The sequence below is a fragment of the Hymenobacter sp. PAMC 26628 genome, from assembly GCF_001562275.1.
Lineage (GTDB): Bacteria > Bacteroidota > Bacteroidia > Cytophagales > Hymenobacteraceae > Hymenobacter.
In genome coordinates this window covers 2,959,261-2,979,347 of record NZ_CP014304.1, presented here as the reverse complement: position 1 = coordinate 2,979,347, position 20,087 = coordinate 2,959,261, and the positions used below count along the sequence as shown (strand labels likewise).

Annotated in this window: 12 protein-coding genes and 1 pseudogene; 3 read left to right on the top strand and 10 right to left on the bottom strand. The window is 61.8% G+C overall.

Features of this window, described 5'->3' with window-relative positions; all coding sequences use genetic code 11:
• Positions 1-21: 21 nt before the first annotated feature.
• From AXW84_RS13070 to AXW84_RS13045, 6 genes are all read right to left on the bottom strand, one after another.
• The gene (locus AXW84_RS13070; protein ID WP_157887000.1) at positions 22-906 is read right to left on the bottom strand and encodes a glycoside hydrolase family 16 protein; all 885 of its coding nucleotides are present in this window, start codon (positions 904-906) and stop codon (positions 22-24) included.
• Positions 907-982: 76 nt separating this feature from the next.
• Positions 983-2,257, bottom strand: coding sequence for a PKD domain-containing protein (locus tag AXW84_RS13065; protein WP_068233879.1), 1,275 nt, complete (start codon positions 2,255-2,257; stop codon positions 983-985).
• 33 nt (positions 2,258-2,290) lie between these two features.
• Positions 2,291-3,841 carry a RagB/SusD family nutrient uptake outer membrane protein gene (locus AXW84_RS13060; protein ID WP_068233876.1) on the bottom strand — a complete coding sequence of 517 codons (1,551 nt, stop codon included), beginning with the start codon at positions 3,839-3,841 and terminating at the stop codon, positions 2,291-2,293.
• Between the two features lie 27 nt (positions 3,842-3,868).
• Positions 3,869-7,054 carry a SusC/RagA family TonB-linked outer membrane protein gene (locus AXW84_RS13055; RefSeq protein ID WP_068233873.1) on the bottom strand — a complete coding sequence of 1,062 codons (3,186 nt, stop codon included), beginning with the start codon at positions 7,052-7,054 and terminating at the stop codon, positions 3,869-3,871.
• Between the two features lie 608 nt (positions 7,055-7,662).
• Positions 7,663-9,576 (bottom strand): 7TM diverse intracellular signaling domain-containing protein, encoded by a 1,914-nt coding sequence (locus AXW84_RS13050; protein WP_157886999.1) that lies wholly within the window; start codon positions 9,574-9,576, stop codon positions 7,663-7,665.
• Positions 9,577-9,808: 232 nt separating this feature from the next.
• Positions 9,809-10,294, bottom strand: coding sequence for a hypothetical protein (locus AXW84_RS13045; protein ID WP_071891305.1), 486 nt, complete (start codon positions 10,292-10,294; stop codon positions 9,809-9,811).
• Positions 10,295-10,493: 199 nt separating this feature from the next.
• Here AXW84_RS13045 and AXW84_RS13040 point away from each other — a divergent pair, with 199 nt between their 5' ends.
• On the top strand, positions 10,494-11,567 hold the full coding sequence (locus AXW84_RS13040; protein ID WP_082773876.1) for an SDR family NAD(P)-dependent oxidoreductase: 1,074 nt from the start codon (positions 10,494-10,496) through the stop codon (positions 11,565-11,567).
• Positions 11,568-11,643: 76 nt separating this feature from the next.
• On the opposite strand, the pseudogene AXW84_RS25900 reads toward AXW84_RS13040, so the two are convergent.
• From AXW84_RS25900 to AXW84_RS13010, 4 genes and pseudogenes are all read right to left on the bottom strand, one after another.
• Positions 11,644-12,344, bottom strand: a pseudogene (locus AXW84_RS25900) (IS5 family transposase); the annotation flags it as partial.
• A 1,181-nt stretch (positions 12,345-13,525) separates the two neighbouring features.
• Complete coding sequence (mutM, locus tag AXW84_RS13020; RefSeq protein WP_068233860.1) at positions 13,526-14,356, bottom strand: DNA-formamidopyrimidine glycosylase; 831 nt, start codon at positions 14,354-14,356, stop codon at positions 13,526-13,528.
• 184 nt (positions 14,357-14,540) lie between these two features.
• A complete protein-coding gene (locus tag AXW84_RS13015) occupies positions 14,541-16,709 on the bottom strand; it encodes a S9 family peptidase (RefSeq protein ID WP_068233857.1) in 2,169 nt (722 codons plus the stop codon).
• A 69-nt stretch (positions 16,710-16,778) separates the two neighbouring features.
• Positions 16,779-17,711, bottom strand: a complete 933-nt coding sequence (locus tag AXW84_RS13010; RefSeq protein WP_071891302.1) for a hypothetical protein — start codon at positions 17,709-17,711, stop codon at positions 16,779-16,781.
• Positions 17,712-17,907: 196 nt separating this feature from the next.
• On the opposite strand from AXW84_RS13010, the gene AXW84_RS13005 reads away from it, so the two are divergent.
• Both AXW84_RS13005 and AXW84_RS13000 read left to right on the top strand, forming a co-directional pair.
• Positions 17,908-18,732, top strand: a complete 825-nt coding sequence (locus AXW84_RS13005; RefSeq protein ID WP_068233851.1) for a polyphosphate kinase 2 family protein — start codon at positions 17,908-17,910, stop codon at positions 18,730-18,732.
• Positions 18,733-18,833: 101 nt separating this feature from the next.
• Positions 18,834-19,895 carry an IS701 family transposase gene (locus AXW84_RS13000; protein WP_068227993.1) on the top strand — a complete coding sequence of 354 codons (1,062 nt, stop codon included), beginning with the start codon at positions 18,834-18,836 and terminating at the stop codon, positions 19,893-19,895.
• The last annotated feature ends 192 nt before the right edge of the window (positions 19,896-20,087 follow it).

Genomic DNA, 20,087 nt, shown 5'->3' with positions numbered 1-20,087 from the left:
GGGCCCCCAACCAAAGCCTGCTTATTTATACTGGTAGTACCGAACGTAATCCACCGTCATCTGCTGGGGAAACGGCGTGGTGCCGATGGTAGCGGCGTCGGGGTTGCCCAGAAAATCGCCGCCCACGGCCAAGTTCAGCACCAGAAAAAACGGGTTGTTAAAGGGGTAAATCGTGGCGTCGCTGGCCGAGAACGAATAGTACTGCTGGCCGTCGATGAAAAACCGCATCTGGTTCTGGCTGCGCACCACGCTGAACACGTGGAAGTCATCGGCGAAGCTGGCGTTGCCGGGCAGCGCCACTTTATCGATGCCCTTGTAGAGGTGGGCCCCCGCGTTGTCGGGGAAGTGCATGGTCGAGAGGATCTTGGTGGGGTCCTGGCCGCGCAGCTCCATGATGTCTATTTCGCCGCACTTCGGCCAGTTGTTCTGGTCGATGTCGGAGCCCAGCATCCAGATGGCGGGCCAGATGCCCTGGCCCTTGGGCAGCTTGGCCCGCACGTCGAGGCGCCCGAACTTAAAGTCCTGCTTGCCCTTGGTCAGCAACCGGGCCGACGTGTAGTTGAAGCCCCCCTGGGCCTCCTTTTTAGCCTGGATGGAAAGGTTGCCCCCGCTTACGTAGGCGTTGTCGGGGCTGTTGGTGTAGTATTCCAGCTCCCGGTTGCCCCAGCCGTTGTTGTTGCCTAGGTCGTAGCCCCACTTGGTCTGGTCCAGGGCCCCGCCGTCGAACTCGTCGCCCCACTTCAGTTCCGTGTACTGGTTGTAATCCTTGGCGTCGGCGTTGGTAGCAGCGGGCGGCACCACTACCACGGGCGGGGGCGTCGGCGCGGGGGCCGACTTGTTTTCGGTGCAGGCCGTTAGGCCCAGGGCCAGCAACAAGCTGGCCCTGGGCCGGGAACGGTGGTGCAAACAGGAAAGGAAGAAGTTCATAAAAAGCAGGGTTGCTAACGGATTGTTAATGGTCAATGAACGCAACCGCGAAGCGTTATTTCGCCACCAGTTTCATGGTGAACACAAGCGAACCCGTGGAACTGCCTGCCCGCAGCACCATGTGCTTCGCATCGATGGACAGGATGCGGTAAGTCAGGTCGGGCGCATCGGTGACGCCGATGAACCGGCCCGCCGTGCCCAGCGTGAACTGCGCTATGCCGGCCCCGGTGGCGGCCCCGAACGTGAACGGCGAAGTGCCCGAACGCGGGGCCTGGCACCCGCCCGTGGCACCAGCCACGAAGGTTTCGGCCTTGGCGTCGTAAGTGTACACGTTGGCGTTTGAGAACGTAAACTCGTCATCGGCCTGGCAACCGGGTAGGCTGCCCGCCGGGCCCCCGGCGTAGTAGCTGGTGGGATCGGCGTCGCTGGGGCCCACGGCAATGGGCTTGTCCACCGTGTTGTCCAGCATCCACGTTTTCGACGAGCCGTTGGTGAGCAGCTGCTTCACCTTGTCAACGGCTGAAAGCTGCGGTATGTACGTCACCACCGTGAAGGTGCCGTCGGGATTGGTGCCGCGCAGGCGCAGGCGCGCGGCGGTCGCCTCTACCAGGTCGTAGGTTTTGTTGACCACCGAGTCGGTGAGGCCGATGAACGACTTGGCCTTCGGGTTCTGGAGGATGATTTGCCCCAGGCTACCGGCAACGGGCTTGTACACAAAGTTGGAATTGGGTTCGCGGGCCGGGCCGCAGGCCCCGTTGCTGTACGTTTGGCCCCCGGCGTCGTAGGCATAGGCGAAATTGGTGGCAAACGTGAACTGGTCGTCGAGTTGGCAGTCGGGCAGCGTCCCGCCCGCAACGGGCAGCGACGAAAGCACCGTGGTGCCGTTGGCTGCCAGCCGCACAATAGCCTCTGGCTGCTTGGAAATAATCCACGAGGCGGCGCCACTGCCGCTACAAGCGGTGAGGGCCGAGAAGCCGGCGTTGTCGCAGGCCGACGGGATGACCACCGTTTGCTGGGGCGAGGTGGCGGAGCCGGCGCGGCCGGCGGCTATCAGTTGTACTTGGTAGCTGCCGGGCCGAATGTAGGTATGCGTCACTGTCTTGCCCTGGCCGCGGGTGTTGTCGCCGAAGTCCCACGTGTTGGTGAAACTGTCCTGGCTGTTGTCAGTGAAGGTAACCGTGACGGGAAACTGGGTGGCGTTGATGGCGGAGGTGAAGCTGACTGTCGGCAGTGGGCCGTTCAGCTCGCCCTTGTCGTTCTTTTTGCAAGCCGTAAAAAGCAGCGGACCGGCCAGTAGGGCCCAGGCCGCTTTGTTCCAGGTATATTTCATATGAGTTCAGGCTGAATAGTCGGTGAAAAAGGGCTAGTAGCCAGGGTTTTGTACCAAGCCGGGGTTGGTATCGATTTCCGACTGCGGGATGGGCAGCACCAGGTTGTTTTGGGTCGGGACGCCGTGCACGTTGGAGGTAACGCCTTTGAGCGTGGCCGCTTGCTGCGTCATGCGCGGAATAAAGGCGTGGTCCGTCAGCGTCGGGTACAGGGTGCCAGCGCGCTTCATGTCAAACCAGCGGTCAAACTCAAACGCCAGCTCGTACTTGCGCTCCCGCAGCACCGCATTGGTGAAGTTGGGAGTAGCAGCCGTGAGGTCGTGGGCCGTCGAGGGCGCATTGTAGTCGAGGCCGAACGAGCGGCGGCGCACCTTGTTAATGGCCTCCAGGCCCTCGGTGGTGGGCCCCACCGCCTCCGCCAAAATCAGATACATTTCGGCTAGGCGCAGCACGGGCACGTTCAGGCCCGAATCCCAGATGTTGGTGTTCACCTTGCCGATGAACCACTTCTTGCAGTTGTAGCCAAACGGTGAGCCGGTGGCCTTGGCGCCAGCTTTGCTGCCGTCGGGGTAAGTGTCGCCGGGCGACCACACGCTGGCGGCTCTGCGGGTGTCGCCGGCCTCGTAGCCCGCCACGAAATCGGGGTCCGGAATGTTGAAGCCGTAGCCGCTACCAGGCGTCTGGTTGGCGCCCCGGGGCCCAAAATACTCGTTCATCGCCGAGCCCACGTTGTTGCGGTCGTACTGGTTGCGGCCACTCACGTACTGCACTTCAAACAGCGACTCCTTGGCGTTATTGTTCTCGTTCTCAATCTTGAAGTTGTCGGCGTAGTTGGCCCACATGGTCTTGCCCGAGTTGTTGATGACCTCGCGGGCCCGCTGGGCAGCCTCCGTTTTTTTGCCTTCGGTGATGTACACCTTGGCCAAAAGCCCCGTGGCGGCCCATTTGGTGGCCCGGCCCAGGTCTGCGCCGCTGTACGAAGGCGGCAGGTTGCCGATGGCATCGGTCAGGTCCTGCTCAATTTGCTTGTACACATCGGCCGCGGGCGTCCGGGGGATGTTGACGGCCGCCGGGCCGGTGGGCGGGGCCGTGAACAGGGGCACGTCGCCGTAGGCCCGCACCAGGTCGAAGTACATCTTGGCGCGCAGGAACTGTCCTTCGCCAATGCAGCGCTTCTGGATGGCGGGGTCCATGTTGGCGATGCCCGGCACTTTCTGGATGACGATGTTCGCCCGCTGAAGCGCGATGAACGAGCCGCCCCACAGCCGGGTAGCTATGAAGTTGGTGGTCGGAACGCTGAAGGCTTCGAGCTGCTTGTACTCGATGCCGTCGTTGCCGTCGTCGCCGCCCGTGCTCGATACGTCGGACCAGATGTCGAAGGCCCACATAGCAGCGTTGTATTGGCCTTCCTTGGTCAGCTCGCTGTAGGCGGCCGTCACGGCCTGGATGGCGTCTTGCTGGCTTTGGTAAAAGTTGACGTCGGTTATCTGGTCGGCCGGGGCCTCGTCCAGAAACTTGGCCGTGCAGCCGCCCAGCAGCCCGAGCGTTAGCAGAAAGGCCCCGCCCGTAAATTTTGAGATAGTCATGACTAGATAAGTGGAAATTAGAAGGAATTAAAACCCGATGTTCACGCCGGCCAGGAACACGCGCGTTTGCGGGTAGATGCCCAGATCAACGCCGCTGGCGCTCACCTCCGGGTCGAAGCCGGTGTACTTGGTCAGCGTCACCAAGTTCTGGGCCGTGACGTACACGCGCAGCTGTGAAGCCGAGATGCGGCTCATGAGGGTGCGCGGCAGCGTGTAGCCGAGCGTCAGGTTTTTGAGGCGCACGTAGGAGCCGTCCTCGATGTAGTGGGTCGATACCCGCAGGTTGTTGTTGGGGTCGCCCACGATGGCCCGCGGCACGTCGTTGCTGGTGCCGGTCCCGGTCCAGCGGTTCAGCACGTTAGTGGTGCCGTTGGTGGTTCCGTACAGGGCCCCTTCCGTGATGTAGCGGTTGAGGTTGTATACGTCGTTGCCCTGCACGCCCTGAATAAAGAAGCTCAGGTCAAAACCCTTATATCCCAAGGTGTTGGTGAGGCCAAACGTGTAGTTTGGGTTGGGGTTGCCGATGAAGGTGCGGTCCGCGTCGGTGATGACGCCGTCGCCGTTTAGGTCCTTGAATTTGATGTCACCCGGGGCAGTGCCCGCATTCTGGTAGTTGGCGGATTTAGCTTTGCCAGCCAGGGCCCCGGCGTTCAGGGCGTTCAACTCCTCTTGAGTCTGAATCAGGCCGTCGGCTACATAGCCGTAGAAAGCGCCGAACGCTTGGTTGGCATCGTAGCGCACGATGGTGCCGCTCAACGAGCCCAGGCCGTTGTAGGGAACGCCGGCGCCCAGCGAGACTAGGCGGGTTTTATAGCCCGATATATTGAAGGTGGTTGTCCAGGTTAGGGCCCCGCCCGAACCAACGAAGTTGTGCGACGTTAGCGAGAAGTCGATGCCCCGGTTGTACGCATTGGCGGCGTTGGCAGGTACCGACTCGTACGTGCCTGACACGAGGGAGGGCGGCACGGGCGCAATCAGGTTGGGCGAGCTGCGGTTGTAGAGGTCGATGGTTGCCTCGATGCGGTTGCCTAGGAAGCCCATTTCCAAGCCAATGTTTGTCTGTTCGTTATTCTCCCAACGTAGGATAGGGTTGGGTAGGCGGGTAGGGGCCCCACCCGTGTTGATAGTGCCGTCCGGCCCGAAAGGGTAAACGGCGCCGAAGTTGATGGAGTATAAGTAAGCGAAGCGGCCGGCGTTCAGCTCGTTGCCCACGCGGCCGTAGCCGGCGCGCAGCTTGAGGTTGCTGATGGTGCTGTTGCCCTTCAAGAACTCCTCCTCGGAGATGCGCCAGCCCACCGACGCGCCGGGAAAGAAGCCAAACTTCTGGCCCGGTTGAAACCGCGAGGAGCCATCGTAGCGAGCCGTGGCCTGGAAGATGTACTTACCGGCGTACTCGTAGTTGAGGCGGCCGAAGTAGCTGGCCAGGTGCCGGGCGGGGTCGATGGTGCCGGCGTTGGCCAGCAGCGTGTTGATGGGCCCCACGTTGATGGTTTGCAGGTCGTTGCGCAGGTAGCCCGTGCGGTACGCCTCTACGTTGCTGTAGTTAAACTCCTGCGCCGACTGCCCCACCAGCAGCGTGGCGTGGTGCTTTTCGGCAAACGTGCGGTCGTAAGTGGCCGTGTTCTCGATCAGGTAGCTTGGCGCATAGCCCGCGGTAGCGCCCGCCCCGGCGGTGATGTAGCGCTGAGTATAGCCGGCCAAGTCCGGGCCTTTGGGAGAAAACTGGTTGAAGTTCTCAAAAACGAGGTCGGCCCCGACGTTGGTCCGGAAGCGCAGGCCTTTCAGCGGCTCCAGCTCGGCGTAGAACGTGGTGGTGGCCCGGTTGCGGGTGAACTTCTGGTTGGCCCGCAGAGAAGTAGCCAGCGGGTTCTCCTCTGTAAAGTTGTCCATGGCACTGTTGGGCTGGTACCAATAGCCATCGGGCCGGTAGGCCCGCACGGTGGGCGGAATGCGCAGCAGCTGCTGCACCGCGCCGTACTCGCCGTTGTTGCTCGTAATCTGACGGTCTTCCGAGTGGGTCAGCGAGATGCTGTTGCCAATTTTAAAAATAGAGCTTAGCTGCACGTCACCGTTGGCGCGGAGCGTAAAGCGCTCAAAATTAGAGCCCAGGATGACGCCGTCCTGCTGGAAGTACGTGCCCGACAAGGCGTAGCGGGCCTTCTCGCTGCCGCCGGTGGCCGAAAGCGAGTAATTCTGAATTTTGGCGCGACGGAAAAGCAGGTCCTGCCAGTCGGTGCTGCTATCCCTCAGGGCCGCCGGGTTGCGCAGCTTGTTCAGCGCAATGGGCTGGCCGGCCGCAATGCGTGCCTCGTTGTTGATAACGGCGTATTGTTCAGCGTTGAGCAGGTCTAGCCGCCGGGCCACGGACTGCACGCCGCGGTAACCGTCGAAGTTAACGGTGGCTTTGCCGGCTCTGCCACGTTTGGTGGTAATAAGTACCACACCGTTAGCTGCCCGCACCCCATAAATAGCCGTGGCCGACGCATCCTTTAGAATGTCAATCGTCTCGATGTCATTCGGGCTTATGCTAGTCAGTTCGGTGCTCGTCGCGTTACCATTGCCGTCCACAGTAGTTGGTAGCGGAAATCCATCGACTACATAAAGAGGACTGTTAACACCAGCCGACGTTATGCCGCGGATGCGCACCGAGGTACCGGCCGCGCCGCCGGGGGCCCCGCCGTTGGAGGTAATGGTTACGCCTGAAACTTTACCCTGGATGGCCTGGGTAGCATCGGCCACCGGCTGGCGCACTAGCTCGGCCCCGTTGACGGACGAGATGGCGCCCGTTACACTGCCGCGCTCCTGGGTGCCGTAGCCCACGACCACCACTTCGTTCAGCGCAGCTACATCGGCCACCAGGGTGATGTTGAGTGGGTTGCGAGCGCTGGAAACCGCTACTTCCTGCCGTACGAACCCCACGTAGCTGATGATAAGGGTGCTACCTTCTGGGGCGGCAATAGAATAAGTGCCGCTGGCATCGGTGCTGGTGCCTTGGCTGGTGCCTTTGATCAAAATGGTAACGCCCGGCAAGGCATCCCCGTTGGCCTGTACCACCCGACCGGTGACGGTGATGGGCGGGCGCTTGATTGCCAAGTGCTGGGTGTGGCCCGGAGCTGGGGCCCCCAGGGCGGCCGGGGCGGCTAGGGCGGGCAGCCCGCAAACCGCTAAGAGGGCCGCTGTGCGAATGGTAGGAAAGTAAGGGTGTGTATCCATAAAAGCAAAAGGGATGGGATGGGAAATGGGCGAAGAAGAGAACTAACTACACAAACGTTTGGCTGAGTGGGGATAACAACTGTAAAATTAGCTTTTATAGTTAGTTAATGAGAATAAACAATCGGTTGTTTATAGAACTTTTCAATGCTGAGCTTTTGGATGATACACTCAATTCACTTGGAACCGACCGCCGGCAGTAACCTATTTTATCTTGCCAAGAAGTAACAACCGGTTAGCTGGTAGCTATGCAAATCGAAACCGATAGCTCCCTTAATTAAGCAACCCTGGCAGTAACCGCCAGGTGCCGGTTGTGCAGCAGAAATCACCAATCCCTGTTCAAAGGTATTCAGGGTTGTTTTAAGTGTGCAACCCAAAAAGTGCCTTTAGATGCGATTCAAAGCTGTTTATTGCTTTGATCACACGTGCATCATACACTTACTGCACACGTTATTTGCTGCATTATGTCGTTTGTACGTCCCGCGCCGCCCATAGTGTATTAGTGAATAAACGCTAAAAAACAATTCTTAAAAATCAATTTTTTTGAGAAAAAGGCAGTACCCACTGTTACCGCTGGATTAATTATTCGGCTACTTGTGGTCCGGGGCCCCTCAAGCTTCGTTCTCCACAAATTCCTCGCTAAAGCTCAGCAGCACTTGGGTCCAGTCTTCGTGCTCGTCGTAGTCCGGCGCGGCGTGTCGGCGGCGAATGGCTTCCACTACTTTCTGGCTGAAATTCCAGCAGGTAGCTTGCCGCAAATCCAGGAGCTGGCTCATGTCAGAGATGGAATATTGCCCCTGGTGGGTGTGCAAAAGGAACACCGCATACATGGCTTTCACGGCTGAAAACTTGCACTTTTGCAGCAAAGTGTAGGCCGTGGCCGACTCCACATACCGGCAGCGCGTACACCGCCGCGCATGTGGTTCGCGGCCGTCGCAGTACCGGCCGTGGCCGCATCTGCGGCACTGGTAGCCGCTGGCCCACTTTAGGCCCGACAGGTACACCAGGCAGGCGTCCTTGTCGGGGTAGATTTGACTGAACTCGCCGAAGTTCATTTCTTGAGCGGTGACCCGCGCCGCCTGCGCGTTATGCAAGTCCACTCGCAGATCGGTGTTGAGCTTGGTAATAGCGGCGGACTGTAGCGAGAGTAACCCGTTGGCTTCGAGTAACTCTCGGTTCTGAGCGGCAATGGTTTCGCTTTTACGCTTAATTTCTTGCGTGCGCTGGACCACCAGGGCCTCCAGTTCAGAGTTGAGCTGGTCCTTGAGTACTTCGTTCTGGTGAAGCTGTTCGACGAGCAGGCCTTGGGCCACCTGCTTGCTGCGCAGCTGTTCTACCAGCCGCTCCTGCGCCTCGATGGTGTCGTCCTTAATGGCTTTAATCTTCTCACCCAATGCGTAGGACAGCACCACGAATTCGGCCACAAACGCCATGTTGAGGCTATACACGGTGAACGTAGTGGTCAAAGCATCGATGCCCAACTTGCGCAGGATCAGGAACAACAGGCTGGCGGATACCAGGGCCTGTGCCAGCAGAAACAAGCGGGCCGGCCGAAACCCAAGCTGGTAGGCGCGCACGGCTTCGTAATAAATCAGGCCATAAGGCAGCAAATACAGCCAAAAGCCCAGGCCCGACCGCACCCACACCGCATCGACCAACAGTAAGATGGCGCTGCCCATCACCACGGCCCGCACCACGGGGTCGAAGCGCGGCAGGCGCTGGGGCGCGTCGAGGAAGTAGCGGGCGTAGTAACTGAAGGTGAGCAGCAGCAGGATGGGGGCCCCGGCAATAACGGCCTGGTTGAGCCAGGGCAGCTCGGGCCATATGTATTGGAAGCCCAGGCCGTCTTCGGAAAGGAACAGCAGGCCGCAGCTTAGCACGTACAGCACGTAGCGCAGGTGGTTTTGGTCCTGGGCTAGCAGGTAGATGAACAGGTTGTACACCACCATGATGAGCAGCACCCCGTAGAAACTGCCCAGCAGGCCGTACACGGTTTGGAAGTAGCTGGCCAGCAGCTCTTCGGTGCGCAATTGGCTCAGGAAGCTGGTTTTGGAGTTGGATTGCAGCCGCAGGTAAAATACCTCGGTGCGGCCCGGCACCAGCGGCAGCCGAAACAGGTAATTCTTGTAGCGAAAGCGGCGGTTGTTGAACGGCGCGTCGGCCCCCGTGTGCCACTGGCCGTCGGGGCCGTAAAAGGTGATGTCGTTGATGTGCGAGTCGAACAGCTCCAAGTACCAGTGCCGGCCGGTCGAATCCTGGTTGCTCACCGGCAGCCGCACCCAATACACCGCCCCCACGTGTTGCATGCTGCTGGCCGTGCGGGCCCCCAGCACGAAGCGGCGGGCGTTGGCGGGGCGTTGCACGTCGGCCAGCGTCAGGGTGCCAGTGGGGTCTTCCAGCACGCTGTAGAAGCTGGGCGTCACCATTATATCTTCGACGGCGGCGCGGGTGCACAGCGTGTCGCTGGCGGGGGCCCCATAGCTGGCGCGGGCCAACCCGAGTAGCAGCCAGCAGACCCAGGCCACGCAAAGCCGGGAACCCGAGGGTAAACGCAGTGGTAAAGGGAAAATCAAAATTCTGGATGCTATGAATGGCAATCGATTGCAATATACCCTCTGAAGGGCTTAAACGCAGGTTTTGTACACTGTCATCCTTCGGCCGGTTGGTTACGGCGCCCGTAACGGTTCCGCTAATGAAAAAGCGTCGAGCCAGTTGGCTAGACGCTTTTCAAACAAAATTTGCGTGTGAGGCCCGGCGCTACTCGTTGCTACCCAGGCCGGGGGCCGCATTGCCCTGCACGCCGGGGGCGCTGGGCACACCCATTTTCTCCTCGCGCTTGCGCTGGTACTTGTCAAATTGGGCAGGCGTGAGCACGTCCTTCAACGCTTCAAGGCGCGACTGGCCCACGCCGTCGATTATGCCCTTGAGCTTACGCGGATCAGTTCGGTAGCGGGTGCGGGCGCTCTCCACCGCCGCCACGCCGCGCTGGTTAATGGCGCGCACCTTTTCGGTTTGCTGGGGCGAGAGGCCCAGGTTTTGCTGCATATTGGTGGTGAGGGCGTTGGCACGGGCCTCAGTACTGGCCGGGGTAGGGGAAACCGCAGGGGCTCCTTGGGCGGTGGGCGTCGGCGACCTGGTGTTGGCAGTAGGATGACCGTCGGCCTTGGTTTTGGATACGGCCTGGGCCCGGGCGGCCGGCGCGGCAAGGGCCGCCAGCAAGGCCAATACTAAGAAACGTTTCATAACAATAAAATAAGACTGGTCAGTGGGGCCCATGGAAATTCGGACCCTGGTCCGGAAGTGTAAATATCGGGTCAAAAACCCGCCACTGGCCGCTAGTTACTGGCCCCCGGGGCCCCGCGGTCAGCCGTAGGGCCCCCAATTGGCTCACTAAGTAGGCCCTCAACGTAACCTTTGGGCCCCGCTTCCCATACTAGCCTGCATGAACCACACGCCCGCTACGCCCGCCCCCGATTCGCCTAAATCTTCCACGAGCAACTGGCTGCTGGCCGCTGGCCTGGGGGCTGCCGCCGTGGCCGCCACGCTGTGGGCCAACCGCCGCGGCAGCTATGAGCTAACCGGCCGGGTGGTCCTCATCACCGGCGGCTCGCGCGGGCTGGGCCTGGTGCTGGCCCGCCAGGCGGTGGTAGAAGGGGCCCGGGTGGCCATTTGCGCCCGCGACGAGGCCGAGCTGGAACGCGCCCGCCAGGACCTGATTTCCTACGGCGCGGCCGCGGCTGATGTGCTGACCTTGGCCCGCGACCTTACCGATGTCAACGAGGTGCGCACAATGGTGGCCGAAGTAGAACGCCGCCTGGGGCCCGTGGATGTGCTGGTGAACAACGCCGGCATCATCACCGCCGGCCCGCTCGACAACATGGAGCTGCGCGACTTTGAAGACTCTATGGACACGCACTTCTGGGCCCCGCTGCACGCCATGCAGGCCGTGCTGCCCAGTATGCGCCGGCGCGGCGAGGGCCGCATCGTCAACATTTCGAGCTTGGGCGGCAAGGTGGCCATTCCGCACATGGCCCCGTACAGCGCCAGCAAGTTTGCCCTGGTGGGCCTGTCGGAAGGCTTCCGGGCCGAGCTGCGGCAGGAAGGGATTCGCGTGACCACGGTGTGCCCCGGCCTGCTACGCACCGGTAGTCAGGGCCAGGCCATGGTGAAGGGCCAGCACAAAAAGGAGTTCGCCTGGTTTAGCATCGCCGACGCGCTGCCCGGCTTCTCGATGGACGCCGAGCAGGCCGCGCGCCAAATTTGGAATGCCACCCGGCGCGGCGACGGCGAAATTATCCTTTCGCTGCCGGCCAAGTTCCTGGCAGGTTTCCACGGCCTTCTGCCCGGCGTCACCACCGACGTGCTCAGTTGGATGAACCGTGCCCTGCCCGCCACCGGCGAAAGCGCCGCTGCCAACGAGCGCCGCCGCGGCTACGATAGCGAGTCGGCCCTCACCCGCTCGCCGCTCACCGCTTCCACCCGCAAAGCCGCGCGCGACAACAACGAGTTGGGCTAGAGCGTGAGGACATTTAGCGCAACCAATCCAAAGCTGCGGCTATATACCAGAACCCTAGGAAAGACCCGGCTGTTTTTTCGTAGCGGGTGGCCAGGCGGCGGTAGCGTTTCATTCGATTGAAGAACCGTTCGATTTTATTGCGGTCCTCATGCTGTTCTTCGTCAAAGGGGGCAGGGTCGGTGCGATTCGGTCGGTTCGGAATGACGACCTCAATATTGTTTTTGGCGCAATAGGCCCGGTTTTCGTCGCTATCGTAGCTCGTGTCGGCGATAACCTGGCCCGGCGAGAGGCCGTCGAGCAAGCCAATGGCCTGCGGGCAGCCGCCGGCTTGCCCACCCGTCGCCACGCGCCGTATGGCGTTGCCCAACGCATCGGTGCAGGCGTGGATTTTGGTGCTCATGCCGCCCCGGCTGCGGCCCAGGCACTCGGTTTCAGGGTCGCTTTTTTTTGGCCCGCCGCGTGTTGGTGGGCCCGCAGGATGGTCGAATCGAGCATGACCCAGTCCAGGTCCGGTTCTTTCAGCGCCTCAAACACGGCCTCCCACACGCCTTTTTGGGCCAGACGTCGGAAACGCCGGCAGACAGAATTGAACTTGCCGAAGCGTTCGGGCAAATCGGCCCACGGTGCGCCAGTACGCAAAATCCACAGCACTGCGTTGAAAAACCCCCGATTGTCCTGTGCTGTCACGCCCCGGTCTGTTTCCTTGCCCGACAGTAGGGGCGCAATGACCGCCCACTGCCGGTCCGTGACAGCATAGCGATGGGCAAATTTTTTCATCCTTTTCAGCAAAGATAAATGTCCTCACGCTCTAGGGCTCCGGCGTGGACTGTGGGCTTTTCGCCGCTAATCGTTGCGGCAGTGCAAGGCTTTTCAGGGCCCCAGGCGACAGCAATCAGCCGGTTTTACGATTCCCAGGTAGCCAGCGAAAAGCTGGTAGCCCGGGTCAACATCCAGCGCTGGCCGGTGGCCACGATTTCGTGCCACCTTTGCCCCATGCAATTGCCCGGCGAATTGGCTTGGGGCCCTGCGCGGTTGCCCGTGCACCTGCTTTACGGCAAGCTTACGCTCTGGCCTAATCCTCTTACGCTCGCTTGCGTGCTCGCACCGCCGACTGCATTGGCGACGATGGCCGGCAGTGGGTTTCCGTGGGTGCCGCCGGCGCCCTGCACAGCTCGCGCCTACTGTGCCTGCTCGCTCCCCGCTTTGCTATTGCACCCGTCCGGCGGCTGGCTTTACTACTTCACTAGCAAAGCCATCGTAGGCGGTTTCCTGGGTGGCTTGGTGGGGTGGAGCTGGTGGAAAAGCGCCTGGGCATCACCGCCATGTTGGGCCACCTCATGCCGTTCCTGCTGCTGGGCCTGGACATCGGGCGCGTTGGCTGCTTTCTCAGCGGCCTCGAAGACGGCACTTGCGCACCGCCACCGCCCTGTCCTCGGGCATCAAATTCGGCGATGGCGTTGCCCGCCAACCCACCAACCCCTACTAAATCCTGTTGCTGGGTGCTTTGGAGCGCTGCTGCTGGCTGCCCGATGGTCGGCGCTTCGAGCCGTTTCCAGCCGGGTATTTATTGTTCTGCCTGCTGGTGGAATTCATCAAGCCAACAGCCTCTGCTGGGGCTGGGCCTCATAGCCATTCACTGGGCCTGGGTAACGGGGCTGGGGTCTCATAGTGTGAGTGCCGTTGCTAGCGCCATCGTGCTGTTCGGGGCCCTGGTCTACTCTGTGGCCGTACGTGATGCCGTGACTGGGGCCCCGCACCCGCGCGACGTGGCCGATGGGCTATTCCTCTAGCTGCTCGGATTGGCTGGGTGCGACGTGCTGGCGCTTTTTGTCGCCGCGCTTTTGGACTGGCCGCATTGGGTGAAATACTTTGCCTTGGCGGGCTTGCTCGTGTTTTTAATTGGGCTGGGGTCGTGCGGCTACACGTTCCTAAATCTCTAGCTAACATCTAGTTAACCTCTAGCTGGGGCTGGGCGCGGGCTGGCACTTGGGGCAAGTGTAGGTGGCGCGGCCGCCCACGTAGGTTTTCTCAATCTTGGTTTTGGGGTGGCGCGGGCAAAAGGTGTGCGCGTCGGAGCCCGGCGTGGCCGATTCGTCCCACTCGCGGGCGTGGATGAGGAACGACTTGGGGAAATTCCGGTAGTTGGCCTCGTGCTGAATGGCAGTGGTGAGCACCAGCTGGATGGCGGCGTGCAGGGCCCCCACTTCCTTTTCGCTCACCGAATTACCGATGCGTTCGGGGTGGATCTTGGCCTGGAATAGCACCTCGTCCACAATCCAGTTGCCGAGGCCGGCGGCGAGGCCCTGGTCGAGCAGCAGCGGCTTGACAAACACCCGGCGGCGGCTGAGCTTCTCGTGCAGCTCGGCGGCGCTGATTTGCAGCGCGTCGGGGCCCAGTTTTTTGGCTTTTTGATAGGCGGCGGCGCTGTCGGCCAGGCGGATGCGGCCGAACTTGCGCGGGTCGATGAAGGCCAGGTTCAGGCCCGAGTCGCTCAAGTGCCAGGCCACGCGGGTGAAGCGCGGGGCGTCGGGCGCGTCGCGGTAGGCCCCGATGTCGCCGGTCATGCCGAAGTGCAGCACCAGCAAGCGGCCGTTGTCGAGTTCCACGAAGCAGTTTTTGCCCAGGCGGCTGGTGCCGGTGATGGTGCGGCCCAGCAGGGCGGCGCGCAACTCGGCTTCGGGCACGGCCAGCACGTGGGCATCGTTCACGTCGAGGCCGGTAATTGTCTGGCCCACGGCCACTTCGTCAATGAAACGGCGGTAGGTTTCGACTTCGGGTAATTCGGGCATTGGGGAGAATAAAAGAGCAGCGGCGGGTGATTAAGAAAAAGGTGAACGGCTTTGTTCACGCTTCTTGCTCAACCATCCGCCGCTGCTGCTTTCTTACGAACGGGCCCAAGGGTTATTGCCCCAGGGGCCCAGAGTGATTTCCGAGTGGTGTACAGGCCGCCGTCACGTACACCGCCCCGGGGCCCTAGCGGCCGCCGGGGGGGCAGTTTTCCTTCAGGAATTTGGTATAGGTGCTCGACAAGTGGCGGCTGGTGCCTTCGCCTTCCGAGATGCTGTGGGTGCGGTTGGGGTAGCTCATCAGCTGGAAGGTTTTATTGTTCTTCACCAACTCGTTAATCATCTGCTCGGCGTTGTTGTAGTGCACGTTGTCGTCGCCGGTGCCGTGGATGAGCAGCAGGTGGCCGCGCAAGTCCTTGGCGTGGGCCAGCGGCGAGTTGTCCACGAAGAAGTGCTTGTCCTCGGGCAATAGGCCCATGTAGCGCTCCTGGTAAATATTGTCGTAGTTGAGTTGGTTATCGACAGCGGCGATGGAGATGCCCGTCTTGTAAATCTTCGGGTACTGCATCAGCAGGCTGAGCGTGGACGAGCCGCCGCCGCTCCAGCCCCACACCGCCACGCGGCTGGTGTCCACAAAACTGTTTTTCAGCACTTCCTGGGCCCCCAGGGCCTGGTCGCGGATGTTGAGGCTGCCGATGTTGTGGTAAATGGCCTTGCGAAATTCGCGGCCGCGCGGCGCCGGGGCCCCCCGGTTGTCGAGCGAGGCGTAGATGTAGCCGTCGTCGGCCATGCTGCCCTGATAGAGGCGGTTGGCGCCCGTGCCGAAGCGGTCCGTCACGGTTTGGCTGGCGGGCTCGCCGTACACGTAAAACACGATGGGGTATTTCTTGGCGGGGTCGAAGTTAGTAGGCTTCACCATCCAGCCGTCGAGGGTCACGCCGTCGGCGGTTTTCACCTGAAAAAACTCCGTTTTGGGGGCCTTGATGTTCTTGGCTTGCGCGGGCACTTCGCCGCCGCTCAGACGCTGGTGGGCGGGCAGGCTCACCACGTCGGCAGTGGGGAAGGCGCTGGTGCTGGAGTAGTTGTGCAGGGCCAGCTTGCCGTTGGGCGAAACGTCGTAGCCGTGCGAGCCGGCCAGGCCCGCGGGCGTTACGCGGGTGGCGGCGCCGCCCTTCAGCGGCACGCGGTAGAGGTAGGTTTGGGTGGCGTTGGCGGGCGAGGCCATGAAGTACACGGTGCCGGCGCGCTCGTCGATGGCTTCGAGGCTAATCACGTCGTAGTTGCCCTTGGTGAGCAGCTGCTCGTGGCCGGCGCGGTCCACGGCGTAGAGGTGGCGCCAGCCGTCCTTTTCGCTGGCCCACACGAACTTCTTGCCGCCCTCGATCCAGTTCCAGCCCACGGCGCCGTTCTTGGCATCCACCCAGGCCTTGTCGGTTTCGCTGTAAATGGCCCGCGCGGCCCCGGTGGCCGTGTTGCAGAGCATGATTTTGCTCTCGTTCTGGCGGCGGTTCAACTGCTGCACAATCAGCTCGGCGGGACCGGCCCACTCCATGCGCGGCAGGTAGTGCTGCACGGCATCGCCAGGGATGTCCATCCACCGGGTGGGGCCCCCTGCCACGGGCACCACGCCCACGCGGCAGCGGCTGGGGTCTTCGCCCACCACGGGGTACTCCACGGGCACGGTGTAGGGGTAGAGCGCCGACGTGGTATTCAGCATCAGGTAGTTGCGCGTCTTAGTGGCATCGAGCTGCCAGTAAGCCAGGCTCTGGCCGTTGGGGGCCCAGCGGAAGCCGTCGCGGCAGTCCAGCTCCTCCTCGTACACCCAATCGAAGGTGCCGTTGATGAGGCGGTCAGTGCCGTCGGTGGTGAGGGCCGTGATGGCGTGGTCGGCCAGGTTCTCCACGTACAGGTTGTGCTCGCTCACGTAGGCCACCTTGCTGCCGTCGGGCGAGAACTTGGCGAACATCAGCGACGACTCGGGCCGGCCTTTGCCGAGCTGCACGAGCTGCTTGGTTTTCAGGTCGTACAGCCAGTAGTCGCCGCGGGTGTCGTAGCGCCAGACCTTCTTGGTGTTGGTGTTCAGCAGCACCCGCTGGCCGTCGTCGGAGAGCGAAAAGCGGCGCACTTTCAATGGGGCGGCCTGGCCGGTGGGCGTTAGCTGCTGCTTGCTGAGGAGCGTAGTGCCCGCGCCCGGCTTGCGGGCGTCGAGTTGCACAACTTCGTCTTGCTGCACCTGGAAGTAGCCGTAGCCGTCTTTGGTCCACTGGGTGCCGGGGCCCACTTGGGCCTGCGTGGCGGCGGCGGCCAGCAGCAGGGCCCCGGCCATGCCCGCACGGCGGGCAATGTTTTGTATCATGCGTTGGGGGAGGGTAGGGAATGAGGGCCTGAAATTAGGGCCCCGCGCGATACCGCCCGCCCCGGGGCCCTACTCGTGCAGGGTGGCTACGCACTGGCCCTGCGGATCGTACACGTCGCCGCGGGCCGAAATGAACAAGCGGCGCTGCCGGCCGTCCACCAGCACGTAGGGAAAATCGGTGCTGTTGGTGCGGGTGAGGTGGCCCACCACCACGGGGGTGTCATCGTCGGCCACGCGCACCACGTTCAGGCCGCTGGTGAGGTAGTAGGGCTGGTCGGGGTGGTTGCGGAAGGTGAGCTGGCCCACCAAGCGCACCGGCGTAGTGGAACTACTTGCGCTAGCATCGTCTTCGTCGTCAGCCTCATCTGCCTGGGTAACGCGGGCCGGGGCACCCACGGCGCGGCGTGCGGCCGGGGCCAGCGCCACGGGCGCGGCCGACGGCGCGGGGCCCTGGCGGCTGGCGGCAATCTGGGTTTCGGCGCGCCGCCAGCCCGTGCCGATGGCGGCCAGGCGCGGCGTGCGGCCGGGGTGGCTGGCCGAGCCCTCGTCGTCGGCCACGGCGGCCAGGGCGGCTTGGGCCTGGGCCAAGCTGGCCCCCAACTTGCGCAGCACGAAGCCCGAAAATTCGTCGGCCTCCAGCTCGTCCTGCGGGTTGGAGCCGCCAGCGCGCAGCGTGTGGCCGTTGAGGTGGTGGCCCATTTCGTGGGCTAAAATGCTGATGCCGCCCCAGTCGGTGCGGCCGGCGCGGTTCACGGCGGCCAGGAAATCGGGGTTGTAGAGCAGGTAGCGCTTGCCGCCGTACACCACGGCTGCGGCGTTATCAACCTCGCGGGTGGCGCGCAGCTCGAAGCGGGGCTGCAAGCCCACCACGTTGGTAATTTCCTGGATAATGCCGGTGGCGGCCGGGGCCGCGGTTTGGGCCCCGGCAGTGCCGGCAAGCGAAAGCGCTACCAGCAGCCCGAGGGCCACGTGGCGAAGAAAACGGGTTACAAGCGTCGGCATAGCGAACGGTGAAAAAAGCGAGTGAAAGCAACGAAGCAAAGTGGCAAGCAGCCGGCCAGAAAAAATCGGCCGGAGCCCCCGCGGCGGCCAAGCGGGCCACCAGTATGCTAACGCAAAATGGGATGCTTTTCGTTTATTTTTTGGGCCCCGGCCCTGCGCCACCGGCGGTCAGGATAATATTTCCGTAAAACGTGCCATGAAATACCCCGAAACCCCCGCCGTGCTCGTCAAAGACAAGCACTTTAAGCTGGCCGACGTGGCTACCGACGCCAAGGGCCCCTTTGATGAAAAGTACGCCCACAAGGAATCGGCCCTGCCGCGCCTGGCCGCCCTGCGCCAGCGCCTGGCCGAGCTTCAGGAAAACCTCTACGCCGAGCACCAGCGCAGCCTGCTGCTGGTGTTCCAGGCCATGGACACGGGGGGCAAGGACGGAGCCATCGGCAACCTGCTCACGGGCGTAAACCCGGCCGGCGTCCAGGTGGCGGCGTTCAAGGCCCCCTCGCCGGCCGAGCTGGCGCACGATTTCCTGTGGCGCGTCCACCTTAAGGCGCCGTCGCGGGGCCACATCGGGGTGTTCAACCGCTCGCACTACGAAGACGTGCTCGTGACCCGCGTGCACGGCCTGATAGACAAGAAAACGGCCCACCAGCGCTTCGACGACATCAACAACTTCGAGCAGCTGCTGACCCGCAACGGCACGCAGATCCTCAAGTTCTTCCTGCACATCTCCAAAAAAGAGCAGGCTGAACGCCTCCAGGCCCGCCTTGACGACCCGGCCAAGCGCTGGAAATACGCGCCTGGCGACTTAAAAGAGCGCGCCCGCTGGGACGACTACCAGGATGTGTACAGCGATGCCCTGGCCCACTGCTCCACCGATGACGCGCCCTGGTTTGTGGTGCCCGCCGACCACAAGTGGACGCGCGACCTGGCCATTACCGAAATCGTAGTCGCCACCCTGGAAAACATGGACCCCCAGCCCCCCACGGCTGATTTCGACCTGAAAGCACAGGTAATTAAATAGGTGAGGGAATTAATTATTAGGGCCCCCATTAATTAATTTCCCGTCCTGTTCACTGATGTTACGCGCTAAATTAAGGTTTGCCCCTTTCACTGCTTGCCGCCATGACCTGCACGCTGGACTTATACACGGATTATCTGATTAGCTCGACGGGTCAAACCTCGGCCACGGGTTTGTCGCGGTTGCTGGGCGGGGCGGTGAGCCACGACCAGGTGACGCGCTGGCTCAGTGGCTCGTACCTGGATTCCGAGCAGGTCTGGCGGCAAGCCAAGCCGCTGATTCGCCGGGCCGAGCAGCAGCGGCCGGCCGACGAGTTTGCGGTGCTTATCGTCGACGATTCTGTCCTGGAGAAGGCGCACACCGACCCCAGCGCCCTGATTTGTACGCACTGGGACCACGGCCAGGGCCGCTTTGTCAAGGGGCTTAACTTCGTGAGCCTGCTCTACCAGGCCGGCGCGTTGGCCGTGCCCATCGCCGTGGAACTCATCGAAAAAACCGAGGCCGTCTGGGACGCCAAAACCCAGCAAACCAAAGCCAAAAGCAAGTACACCAAGAACGAGCACCTGCGGGCCATGCTGCGCGTGGCCCAGCAGCAAGTGGCCTATCGGTACCTGCTGGCCGACAGTTGGTACGCCTCGGCCGAAAACCTGAATGCCGTGCGGGCCCTGGGCCACCACTTCGTCGTGGCGCTCGAATCCTCGCGCACGGTGGCCTTGAGCGAGGCCGCGCGGGCGCAAGGCCGGTTTCAGGCCGTCGATACCCTTGTTTTTCCCGAGGAGCAGCCCCTGCGCGTCTTTTTGCGGTCCGTCCAACCGGCGGTGCTCGTGACCAGGCAAGTCTTTACAAACAAAGACGGTTCGCAGGGCGTGCTCTACCTGGTCAGCAGCGACACGACCCTGAACCAAGCCCAGTTGGCGGCGATTTACCAGAGACGGTGGAAAGTCGAAGAATACCACAAATCCCTCAAACAGAATGCGTCGATGGGCAAGTCGCCCACCAAAACGCCCGACACCCAAGCCAATCATTTTTTTGCCGCTATTCTGGCTTACACCAAGTTAGAAGCGCTCAAACTCAAGTGCGGCATTGGGCATTTTCGCTTGAAAGCACAACTATATTTGACCGGACTCAAAGCCATGTACCAGCAATTAGCCCAATTCACCGCGTAATATCAGCTGTTCATCTGGCGTCCGCGCAGCCGAAGCATCCCTACCGCGCAAGTAATTATTTACTTACTCAGTAGGGATGCTTCGGCTGCGCGGACGCCAGATGAACAGGACCGTTTTAATTGGTCCAAATGCCTTTTTATTATAACTCAAATCTAGTGCTCAACGGCTTAATATATTGTTGATAATCATTGC

Excerpts from the sequence above, each read along its gene's own strand:
- AXW84_RS13065 (WP_068233879.1), bottom strand. The coding sequence starts at position 2,257 with ATGAAATATACCTGGAACAAAGCGGCCTGGGCCCTACTGGCCGGTCCG.
- mutM (WP_068233860.1), bottom strand. The coding sequence starts at position 14,356 with ATGCCCGAATTACCCGAAGTCGAAACCTACCGCCGTTTCATTGACGAA.
- AXW84_RS13060 (WP_068233876.1), bottom strand. The coding sequence starts at position 3,841 with ATGACTATCTCAAAATTTACGGGCGGGGCCTTTCTGCTAACGCTCGGG.
- AXW84_RS13040 (WP_082773876.1), top strand. The coding sequence starts at position 10,494 with ATGAACCACACGCCCGCTACGCCCGCCCCCGATTCGCCTAAATCTTCC.
- AXW84_RS13015 (WP_068233857.1), bottom strand. The coding sequence starts at position 16,709 with ATGATACAAAACATTGCCCGCCGTGCGGGCATGGCCGGGGCCCTGCTG.
- AXW84_RS13055 (WP_068233873.1), bottom strand. The coding sequence starts at position 7,054 with ATGGATACACACCCTTACTTTCCTACCATTCGCACAGCGGCCCTCTTA.
- AXW84_RS13045 (WP_071891305.1), bottom strand. The coding sequence starts at position 10,294 with ATGAAACGTTTCTTAGTATTGGCCTTGCTGGCGGCCCTTGCCGCGCCG.
- AXW84_RS13000 (WP_068227993.1), top strand. The coding sequence starts at position 18,834 with ATGACCTGCACGCTGGACTTATACACGGATTATCTGATTAGCTCGACG.
- AXW84_RS13010 (WP_071891302.1), bottom strand. The coding sequence starts at position 17,711 with ATGCCGACGCTTGTAACCCGTTTTCTTCGCCACGTGGCCCTCGGGCTG.
- AXW84_RS13005 (WP_068233851.1), top strand. The coding sequence starts at position 17,908 with ATGAAATACCCCGAAACCCCCGCCGTGCTCGTCAAAGACAAGCACTTT.